Origin of the sequence: Cryobacterium sp. TMB3-10 (genome assembly GCF_004402305.1) — a bacterium.
Taxonomy (GTDB): Bacteria; Actinomycetota; Actinomycetes; order Actinomycetales; family Microbacteriaceae; genus Cryobacterium; species Cryobacterium zongtaii.
The window spans coordinates 82,819-92,293 of sequence record NZ_SOGH01000006.1; the positions used below are offsets into that span (position 1 = coordinate 82,819).

Sequence of the window (9,475 nt, forward strand, 5' to 3'; positions counted from 1 at the left end):
TCCTTACGATATTGCACCGGCCCGGATGCCCGCGCCGGGCGGCGCCGCTCACGAGGCGGTTCGAGGCACCGCCAGCGGCAGCCGCAGCCGTTTCTGGGTCAGCAGGATGCCGAGCAGCACAAGCACGGCCCCGGCCGGTTCGTGCCAGGAGAACGTTTCGGCCAACACCAGCACCCCGAGCAGCACACCGACCACCGGGGTGACGTAGGTCACCGTGGAGGTGGTCGTCGGCCCCCAGGCCCGCAGGACGTTGATGTGCCAGATGTACGCGAATCCGGTGCCGAGCACCCCGAGGGTGAGCAGGCTGAGCACGATCGGCATGGTCAGGGACACCGGCTGCCAGGCGAGCACGGGCGTGAGCACGAGCATCACGACGCCGGCCAGGCCGATGTTCAGGAAGGCGAAGGTGGTGCCCGCGATGGGCCGGCCGCTGAGGTGCTTGCGGGTGTACCCGAAGGTGAAGCCGTAGCAGAGCGCCGCGCCCAGGCAGGCGAGTTGGCCCCACAGGTCACCGGTCAGCTCCGAATACTGCCATGGCGCGATGATCACGACCACACCCATGATGCCGATCAGCACGCCGATCACCTGGTCGCGGGCGAGTTTCTCCACCCTGAACACGGCGGTGACCATCACCGCGGTCATGATGGGCGTGACGGCGTTGTAGATGCTGGCCAGGCTCGACGACACGTACTGCTCGGCCCAGGCGAACAGCAGGTGCGGCACGACGCATCCGGTGAGCGCGATCACCAGGAAATGCAGCCAGACGACGCCCTCCCGGGGCAACACCGGACCGTTGTTCAGACGCGGGCGGGTGGCCAGCACGATGAGGCCCAGCGTGAGCCCCCCGAAGACCAGGCGTGACCAGGCGACCTGGCCGAAGCTCACGCCGTCGAGTGCCACCTTCATGAACAGGAAGCTGGCGCCCCAGACCACCCCCATCCCGAGGAATTGCAGGGCCACCCTGGGGTTGTTGGGGCTGGAAATATCAGTCACCCGCTGACCCTAGCCCACGGGCGCGGTGCCCGGCGGGCACCGTGACCCGCGCCGACGGTGATGTCCGAAAATCGCGGGCGGATGACCGTAAATCAGCTGGGTGTGACCCGACGGCGGGGTGCCCGCGGGTCGCGGTACTCCACGACTTTGCCGCCGAAGACGTCGAGTCGTTTGTGCAGCCCGGCCTGCACGACAGGCCACTCGTCGGCGAGAACCGAGTACACGGCGGTATCCCGCCAGGACCCGTCCGCCCGGCGCTGCACCCGCCGGTTGATGCCCTCGAACTGGGCGCCGATGCCCAGGATCGCGGCCCGGGAGCGCGAGTTGAGCACGTCGGCCTGGATCTTGACCCGGCCGAAGCCGCTGTCGAAGGCGGCACCGAGCATCAGCAGCTTGGTCTCCGGGTTCACCGCGGTGCCCCAGACCTGCGGGGCGTATGCGGTCCAGCCCAGGTGCAGTGCCTCGTTGGGCAGGTCGATGTCGCCCAGCGTCGAGGTGCCCACCAGGTTGCCGGCGTGTGGGCCGGAGACGACGCGAACGGCGTAGGGGTGGGCATCCCACTGGTAGTAATTGAGGGCGAAGGCCACGAAATCATCGAGGTCGGCGGGTAGGCCGTGCGGACCGCCGCCGTAACCACCGGCGAAGACGGCCGGATGCGCGATGGCGCGATGCAGCTCGGGCAGGTGTGCCCGGCTGAGCGGTTCCAGGCACACGAAGCGCCCCGTCAGCAGCCTCGCCTGGGGTGGAAACGCGGTCACGTGGGTTCTCCCTTCGCCGAACCGTGAGCTGAGCCCCAAAAACTCGGGGTCGGGGCCGTGCTCACGGTTCGCGTGCGGTGCGGGTTAGTCGATGAGGTCGTGACGGGTGAGGATGGCCTCGCGGTCGGGGCCCACGCCGATCGCGGAGATGCGGGCGCCGCTCATTGCTTCGAGGGCGAGCACGTAGTCCTGGGCGTTCTTGGGCAGGTCCTCGAAGTGACGCACCATGGTGATGTCCTCGGTCCAACCGGGGTACTCCTCGTAGACCGGCTTCGCGTGGTGGAAGTCGGACTGCGACACGGGCACCTCGTCGAAGCGCACCCCGTCGACCTCGTAGGCGACGCAGACCGGGATGGTCTCCAGGCCCGTGAGCACGTCGAGCTTGGTGAGAACGAAGTCGGTGACACCGTTGATGCGTGCTGTGTAGCGGGCGATCGGGGCGTCGTACCAGCCGCACCGGCGCGGGCGGCCGGTGGTGGTGCCGAACTCGAAGCCCTTGGCGCGAAGGAACTCGCCGGACTCGTCGAACAGCTCGGTGGGGAAGGGACCGGCGCCGACCCGGGTCGTGTACGCCTTGACGACCGCGATGATGCGGTCGATCCGGTTCGGGCCGATGCCGGAACCGGTCACCGCGCCGCCGGAGGTGGCATTCGACGAGGTGACGAACGGGTAGGTGCCGTGGTCGACATCCAGCATCGTGGCCTGACCGCCCTCGAACAGAACGGTCTTGCCCTCGGTGAGCGCCTGGTGCAGCAGCAGCGCGGTGTCGGCGACCATGGGGCGCAGGCGTTCGGCGTAGCTGAGCAGGTCGTCGACGATCTCGTCGACCGTGATGGCGCGGCGGTTGTAGACCTTGACCAGCATGTGGTTCTTCTGGCCGAGGGCGCCCTCGACCTTCTGGCGCAGGATGTTCTCGTCGAACAGGTCCTGGATGCGGATGCCGACCCGGTTGATCTTGTCGGCGTAGGTCGGGCCGATGCCGCGGCCGGTGGTGCCGATCTGGCGCTTGCCCAGGAACCGCTCGGTGACCTTGTCCATGGTGCGGTGGTACTGCGTGATGACGTGCGCGTTGGCGCTCACGCGCAGCTTCGACACGTCCACGCCGCGGGAGCTGAGCGCGTCGAGTTCCTCGAAGAGAACCTCGATGTCGACGACGACGCCATTGGCGATCACCGGGGTCACGCCGGAGGTGAGGATGCCCGAGGGCAGCAGGTGCAGCGCATACTTCTCGTTACCCACGACCACGGTGTGGCCGGCGTTGTTGCCGCCGTTGAACTTGACGACGTAGTCGACACGGCTGCCGAGGAGGTCGGTGGCCTTACCCTTACCTTCGTCGCCCCACTGGGCGCCGATCAGAACAATTGCTGGCATGGGTTAGTTGTCTCCTCGAATAACAAAGGCGGCGGTCGGCGGGGCCGGGTCGTCGCCGGGCGAAACGGCGGGCTGAATCGCCGGGAACATCTGGGTCTCGGTGTGCTGCGAGCGCAACCGGGTGATGACGGTGGGGTCCGCGCCCGTAAGGAACGCGGTGAGACGCTCGAACTCGTCGGTCTCGCCGATCTCGGCCGCGGCACGGCGGAGGGCGAACAGCGCGCGGAGCACGCCCCGGTTGGGTTCGTGCGCCCACGGGATCGGGCCCTGGCCACGCCAGCCGGCCTTACGGAGGGCGTCGAGGCCCCGGTGGTAGCCCACCCGGGCATAGGCGTAGGCCTCGAGCAGGCGACCCTGGCTGTGCGTGTAGTCGGCAAGCGCCGACCAGGCCAGCGATGACTTCGGATGCGCCGCCACCACGGTCGCAATATCCTGCGTTGCGGTTCGGCTGAGCGCTTCGGTCACCTCCGGTTCCGCGGGTAGGAGGGTCTCGGGCTGGTCGATCAGATTTGCGCCGGTCACACTCGATACTACCGCGACCCGCGATTCAGCCCCGCGAGCTGCGACTTAAGCACCACATTCGCCCGATTCTGGGGCTCAGGTCACAGTTCGCGACAGGGGGCTCAGGCGAGCAGGCCGCCGGAGAGGGACTCGAGGATGGCCGCGGAGACCTCGTCGCGGTGCCGGTCGGGCTCGAAAACCAGCCATTCCAGGCCGGCCATGAGCACGGCACCGAACACGCTGGACGCCATCAGCCCGCTGGTGCCGGCCGCCGCGGTGGCCGGCTTGGTCTCGGCGATCGCCTCGGCGAAGACCGCGAGGGCGTCGTGCCGCAGGGCGAACAGGGTCTTCTGCCATGCCCGGTCGGTGCGGAAGATCTCGGCCGCCATCAGCTTGGCCAGGCCCGCGTTGGCCTCGATCCGGTCGAGCAGCACCGTGATCAACGCTTCCAGCGCGGCCCGGCCGTGCAGGCCGGTGCGCGCCTCGCGGAGGGAATCGGCGAGCGCGCCGACCCCCTCCTGCAACAGCGCCTCGAAGAGGTTGTCCTTCGAGCTGAAGTTGTAATACAGGCTGCCCTTGGCCACCCCGGCGCGCTCCGCGACGTCATCCATCGTGGTGCCGGTGATCCCGCGGGTGGCGGCCAGCTCCAGCGCGGCATCCAGGATCGCTCGTTTGGTTCCGATCGCGCGGGGCATGGGCCGGTCCTCTCAGTGCACTCGGTGCGGGCTCAGGGCTAGATGGTCATCTCGGGGTGCAGCCGGGTGATCGTCCACATCCGCTGCCGGGACGCGCTCCAGGCGCTGACGGCGATCGAGCCGACCAGGATGCCCACGAGCACAAGCACGGAGAGCCACAGTCTAGAGTCGATTCCTCCGGTGATGAGCTGCCGGAGCCCGGTGACCACGTACGAGGCGGGCATCCACGGGTGCAGGATCTGGAAGAACTCCGGCGTGGTCTCCACCGGGTAGGTTCCGCCCGACGAGCTCAGTTGCAGCATGAGCAGCACCAGGCTGACCACGCGGCCGGCCGCGGTGCCCAACAGGATGATGAACATCTGTTGCAGCGCCAGGAACGCCAGAGTGGTGAGGTAGATGAAGACCGACATGCCCAGCCAGTGCGCCGGGGTGAGCCCGATGCCGTAGACCAGCACCAGGACCATGATCACGACCTGGCTGAGGCCGATCGCCATGGCCGGCAGGAACCCGGTCATCGTGGCGCGCAGCCCGGAGGCGGCGCTGGCCAGCGCCCGGGTGGGCAGCGCCCGCAGGATCAGCCAGGTGATCAGCGCACCGACGAAGGTGGCCAGGGCGAGGAAGAAGGGCGCGAACCCCTCTCCGAAGCTGTCGGAGGCGTTCTCCCAGGTCTGCTTGAGGTCGACCGGGTTCGCGATCACCGAGGCCTTCGTGGCGATCTGCGCGTCACTGTCGTCCGGCGCGGCTGCCGCGCCGGTCGCAAGGGCATCGGCGAGGGTGTGGCCGCCATCGGCGAGTTGCACGGTGCCGGACTGCAATTCGGTCCCGCCGTCGACCAGCTTGGTGCTGCCGTCGACGAGGGTGCCGGTTCCGGCGGCCAGGCTGTCAGCGCCGTCGGCGAGGGTCGCCGATCCGGTGGCCGCGGTCGCCGCGCCGGTGGCGAGCTTGCCGGCCCCGGCCGAGAGGGCGCCGGCGCCGGCGGCGACGTCCGAGGCTCCGGATGCGACCTGGGCGGCGCCGGGGGCACCACCGGTGAGGGCGTCGGAGAGCTGGCCGAGACCGGCCGCGAACTGCCCGCTGGAGGTCGCGTAGGCCGAGATCTGGGTCGCGGCACCCTCCGTCTGGGTGTTGAGGGTGTCGGCGCCGCCGGCGAGCTTGGTCACCGAGGGCAGGAAGGCGGAGGCCGGTGTGCCGGCCGGGGCCGCAGCGATGGCCGCCTCGAGATTCTTCAGACCATCGGAGAGCGTGGTCGTCCCGGTGGCGAGCTGCCCGGCACCGGTGGCAATCGAGGTGGCCCCGACGGCGAGCTGGTCGGAGGAGTCGGAGAGGGTGGCTGCCCCGGTGGCGGCCTTGGCGAAGCCGTCGGACACCTTCTGGGATCCGTCGGCGACCGCGGTGGCACCGTCGGCGAGTTTCACCGAGGAGTCGGACAGGGTCGCCGCTCCGGTGGACAGCGTGCCGAGCCCGGTTGCCAACGTGGAGGAGCCGTCGGCCACCTGCGCGGCGCCGTCGTCGAGCTCCACAGCGCCGGCGGAGAGGTCGCCCAACCCGTCGACGAGGGTGCCGGTGCCGGTTTCGGCCGTCGTGAGGCCGTCGGCGAGGGTGCCGGCGCCGTCTGCCGCGCTGCGGATGCCGTCGCCGGCTTCGTTCACGGCCACGAGCATCGCGCTGACGGTTTGGTCGCCGATGTTCACCGACACGGCGTCGCGCAGCTGCACCATGGCCTGCTTGCCCAGGGTTGAGGCGAGGAAGCTGTTGCTGTCGTTGTAGTCGACCTGCACCTCGGCCGCGGTGGGGGTGTCGGTGCCGGCGGAGATCGCGTCGGTGGAGAAGTCGGCGGGGATGGTGACCGAGAAGTAGTAGTCGCCGTCGATGACGCCGGTGGCGGCATCCGCGGCACTGGTTTCGACCCAGCCCAGGTCGTTGCCGTCGATGAGCTTGTCGACGAGGTCGTCGCCGGCACTGAACTCCTCACCGTCGCGGGTGGCGCCGGTGTCGGTGTTGACCAGGGCGACCGGCAGGTGGCTGAGCTCCTTGTCGGGCGCCCAGAAGGCCCACAGGTACAGGGCGCCATAAATCAGGGGGATGAACATCAGCACGACGAGTGCGATCTTGGGCAGAGTGCCCTTGCCGAAGCGGCGCAGCTCCGTTCCCGTAGAGAGGAAGGCGAACATCTAGCGAATCTCCTGGTTCATGTACAGGACGGTCGGGTCGATGCCCAGTTCCGCCCACATTTCAAAGTCCGGTGCGATCGCCGAGGCGATCACGGGGGTGCCGGCCTGCACGATCGCACCGAGCCGGTACCAGAGCTGGCGGCGGGCCTCGGCGGAATGCACCTGCTCGACCTGGTCGAAGAACAGCACGTCGGGGCGGCTCATCATGGCCAGCGACGCGCGCAGCAGCACCATCTCCACCTCGTCGAGGTCCCAGATCATGGTGCTGGCGGCGGGCACGGGGATGTCACCGAAGACGGGACCGCAGACGCGGGCGACCTCGGCATCGTCGACCGCGCGGATGAAGGACCACCACGGGGCGAGCCACGCGTGGCGTTCTCGGATGGCCGCGGCCACGCTGACCGACTCCTCGAGGGTGTCGATGCCGTGGAACCCTGACACGCCCGTGCGGCGCTGGATCCGCCTGGCGTGGCGGGGCAGGTCCTCCCCGAGCACGAACAGGCTGCCGGAGCTGGGCTTCATCCGCCCGGCCAGGGTGAGGAGCAGGCTCGTGCGGCCGCTGCCGGCCGGACCGCAGATCACGGTGAGGCCGTCGTCGGCGCTGAAGCTCAGCGGCCCGAAGACCACGCCCCGCTTGTGACTCACGCTCAGTTCATCCGCTACCAGTGTCGCCTGCACGTCGATCCTCTCTCGTCGGCATCTTTGTACCGACTAGTCAGTATAGATCCACTCTTTCGACGGATGCAAGGGCACCCCTGGCTCGGGTGTTCTCTGAGAGCTTTCGAACTGACACTGACTAGTCAGCCCAAGTCGAGGTGGGTGAATTAGAGTGTGACCCTGTCCCAGCGCCGCGATGCCCCTTTTCCCCCAGAATTCGGTCCGGCGTTGGTCGGGCCCCTCTCCCCCTGGAGGCGCTCGCATGCGCGTTAACCTCACTGCCGTCACCAAAGGACCGAAGAACTCGGCCCTTCCGGAAACGACCCTGGAATTCGCCAGCGGCGCCGTCACATTTGCTCGCGCCGAGACCGAACGCCGCCCCACTGTTCTGGGCTTGATCGCTTCGGGGCGGATGCGGCCGGATGCCGGAACCGTCACCCTGGACGGCCACACCGACTATGCGGGACTGCGCCGCCAGATCGCCCTCGTCGACGCCCTCGGGGTCTCGGAGCCGGCCGCGGACCTGAAGGTTGACGAGGTTGTAGCCGAAGAGCTCATGTTCGCCGGCCGACTCGGCCGCCGACGCACGGTCACGCGGGTGCTCACCGAGCTCGACCTCGCCGACCAGGCACGCTCTGACATGGGCGACCTCGCGCCCGACGACCGCATCCGCCTGCTTACCGAGCTGGCCGTGCTTCGCGACGGCGTTCTGGGCCTCGTTCTCACCTCGCCCGACCGCCATGGCGGCGACCCGTTGGGCTGGTGGGACGTCGCGGGCGGTCTGGCCGCGCGGGGGTATGCGGTGCTCGTGATCGCCGGTGACGCCTCCGCGCACGCGATCGCCGACCTGGAACTGACCAACCTCGAGCCGGCCGGGGAACTGCCCGCCGGACTCGTGCGCTCATCCCTCACCACCGCTGGAGCCGACGAACTGTGAAGATCTTCGCCATGATCCGCGCCGAACTGGCGCGCCTGACCGCCACGACCATGTCCCGCGTGGCACTCGTCGCGCTGATGCTGGTGCCCGTGCTCTACGGCGGCCTCTACCTCTGGGCAAACCAGGACCCGTACGCGGGCCTGGACCGAGTGCCCGTGGCCCTCGTCGTGTCCGACACCGGCTCGGAGCTGGACGGCGCCGCCACCAATTACGGCACCGACGTCGCCGAGCAGCTCATCGAGGACGGCACCTTCGACTGGCACACCGTGACCGCGGCGACCGCGAAGGCCGGTGTGGCCGACGCCACCTACGACTTCAGCGTCACGATTCCCGCCGACTTCTCCAGCTCGATCGCCTCGTCCTCATCCGATACCCCGCACCAGGCCACGATCACCCTCACCACCAACGACACCAACAGCTACCTCGCCTCCACGATCGGCAGCCAGGCCGCCCAGACCATTCGGGATGCCATCGTCGAACGGGTCAACGAGCAGGCCGCCGACACCCTGCTCATCGGCCTGTCCGACATCCGCTCGAGCCTGGTCGACGCCGCCGATGGCGCCACCCAGCTGACGGATGGCGCGTCGACCGCCGTAGACGGCGGCAGCAGCCTCGCCGACGGGGCGGGCCGGCTCGCAGACGGCACCGGCCAGCTGGCCACGGGAGCCGGCACCCTCGCCAACGGCACCGGGCAGCTCGCCGACGGTGCCGCCCAGATCGCCGACGGCACGGGCAAGGTCGCCACCGGGTCCGACAGCCTGGCCGCCGGGGCCGCGCAGCTCAGCACGGGAGCGGGCGGCCTCGCCGCCGGCGCGGGCCAGGTCGCGACCGGAGCCGACGCCCTGGCCACCGGAACCGGGCAGGTCGCCGACGGCACCGCCGCGCTGTCGCAGGGTGCCACCACCCTCGCCGCCGGCACCGGCAAGGTCGCCACCGGTGCCGCCCAGGTCGCCGCCGCTGCCCAACAGGTGGCCGACGGCACGGCGGCGCTGGACACCGCCGCCGGTGCGGCCGGTACCCAATTCGCCGGCGCGGGCGCGACCTACACCGCCGCACGCACGGCCCTGGCCGATCAGCTCACCGCCGCCGGACTCAGCCAGACCGAGGTGGACGCCGCACTGGCCACCCTCGACCCGATCGGCCGCAGCATCACCGACAGCGGCGCCGCCCTGACCGCTGCCGGCACCGCCATCACGACTCTCAGCACCGGTACCAGCCAGCTGGCGACCGGGGCTGCCCAGACCGCCGACGGGGCCAAGCAGAGCGCCGACGGCGCGAGCAGCCTGGCCACCGGTGCCGCGACCGCCGCGGCCGGGGCGCGCACATCCGCCGACGGCGCGGCCGCCCTCGCCACCGGCGCGCACCAGAGCGCGGACGGCGCCAGCGCCCTCG

Annotated in this window: 9 protein-coding genes; 2 read left to right on the forward strand and 7 right to left on the reverse strand. The window is 69.7% G+C overall.

The genetic code is table 11. The annotated features are described in order from the left end of the window. Window positions 1-48: 48 nt before the first annotated feature. From E3T22_RS02650 to E3T22_RS02680, 7 genes are all read right to left on the reverse strand, one after another. Window positions 49-993 carry a DMT family transporter gene (locus E3T22_RS02650; protein WP_370028191.1) on the reverse strand — a complete coding sequence of 315 codons (945 nt, stop codon included), beginning with the start codon at window positions 991-993 and terminating at the stop codon, window positions 49-51. Window positions 994-1,085: 92 nt separating this feature from the next. Beyond that, window positions 1,086-1,751, reverse strand: a complete 666-nt coding sequence (locus tag E3T22_RS02655; protein ID WP_088457402.1) for a GNAT family N-acetyltransferase — start codon at window positions 1,749-1,751, stop codon at window positions 1,086-1,088. 84 nt (window positions 1,752-1,835) lie between these two features. Continuing rightward, window positions 1,836-3,122: an adenylosuccinate synthase gene (locus E3T22_RS02660; RefSeq protein ID WP_134480227.1), complete on the reverse strand. Its 1,287-nt coding sequence runs from the start codon at window positions 3,120-3,122 to the stop codon at window positions 1,836-1,838. Window positions 3,123-3,125: 3 nt separating this feature from the next. Continuing rightward, window positions 3,126-3,644 (reverse strand): DUF3151 domain-containing protein, encoded by a 519-nt coding sequence (locus E3T22_RS02665; RefSeq protein ID WP_088457404.1) that lies wholly within the window; start codon window positions 3,642-3,644, stop codon window positions 3,126-3,128. A 101-nt stretch (window positions 3,645-3,745) separates the two neighbouring features. Then, window positions 3,746-4,318, reverse strand: a complete 573-nt coding sequence (locus tag E3T22_RS02670) for a TetR/AcrR family transcriptional regulator (protein ID WP_088457405.1) — start codon at window positions 4,316-4,318, stop codon at window positions 3,746-3,748. Window positions 4,319-4,356: 38 nt separating this feature from the next. Beyond that, the gene (locus tag E3T22_RS02675) at window positions 4,357-6,489 is read right to left on the reverse strand and encodes a YhgE/Pip family protein (protein ID WP_134480229.1); all 2,133 of its coding nucleotides are present in this window, start codon (window positions 6,487-6,489) and stop codon (window positions 4,357-4,359) included. Further along, window positions 6,490-7,167, reverse strand: coding sequence for an ATP-binding cassette domain-containing protein (locus tag E3T22_RS02680; protein WP_088457407.1), 678 nt, complete (start codon window positions 7,165-7,167; stop codon window positions 6,490-6,492). Between the two features lie 241 nt (window positions 7,168-7,408). Here E3T22_RS02680 and E3T22_RS02685 point away from each other — a divergent pair, with 241 nt between their 5' ends. Together E3T22_RS02685 and E3T22_RS02690 are read left to right on the forward strand one after the other, a co-directional pair. Beyond that, window positions 7,409-8,083, forward strand: coding sequence for a hypothetical protein (locus E3T22_RS02685; protein ID WP_134409356.1), 675 nt, complete (start codon window positions 7,409-7,411; stop codon window positions 8,081-8,083). Window positions 8,084-8,094: 11 nt separating this feature from the next. Next, on the forward strand, window positions 8,095-9,475 hold a 1,381-nt coding region (locus E3T22_RS02690; RefSeq protein WP_206751319.1), incomplete at its 3' end, for a YhgE/Pip domain-containing protein.

Excerpts from the sequence above, each read along its gene's own strand:
- E3T22_RS02660 (WP_134480227.1), bottom strand. The coding sequence starts at position 3,122 with ATGCCAGCAATTGTTCTGATCGGCGCCCAGTGGGGCGACGAAGGTAAG.
- E3T22_RS02670 (WP_088457405.1), bottom strand. The coding sequence starts at position 4,318 with ATGCCCCGCGCGATCGGAACCAAACGAGCGATCCTGGATGCCGCGCTG.
- E3T22_RS02675 (WP_134480229.1), bottom strand. The coding sequence starts at position 6,489 with ATGTTCGCCTTCCTCTCTACGGGAACGGAGCTGCGCCGCTTCGGCAAG.
- E3T22_RS02685 (WP_134409356.1), top strand. The coding sequence starts at position 7,409 with ATGCGCGTTAACCTCACTGCCGTCACCAAAGGACCGAAGAACTCGGCC.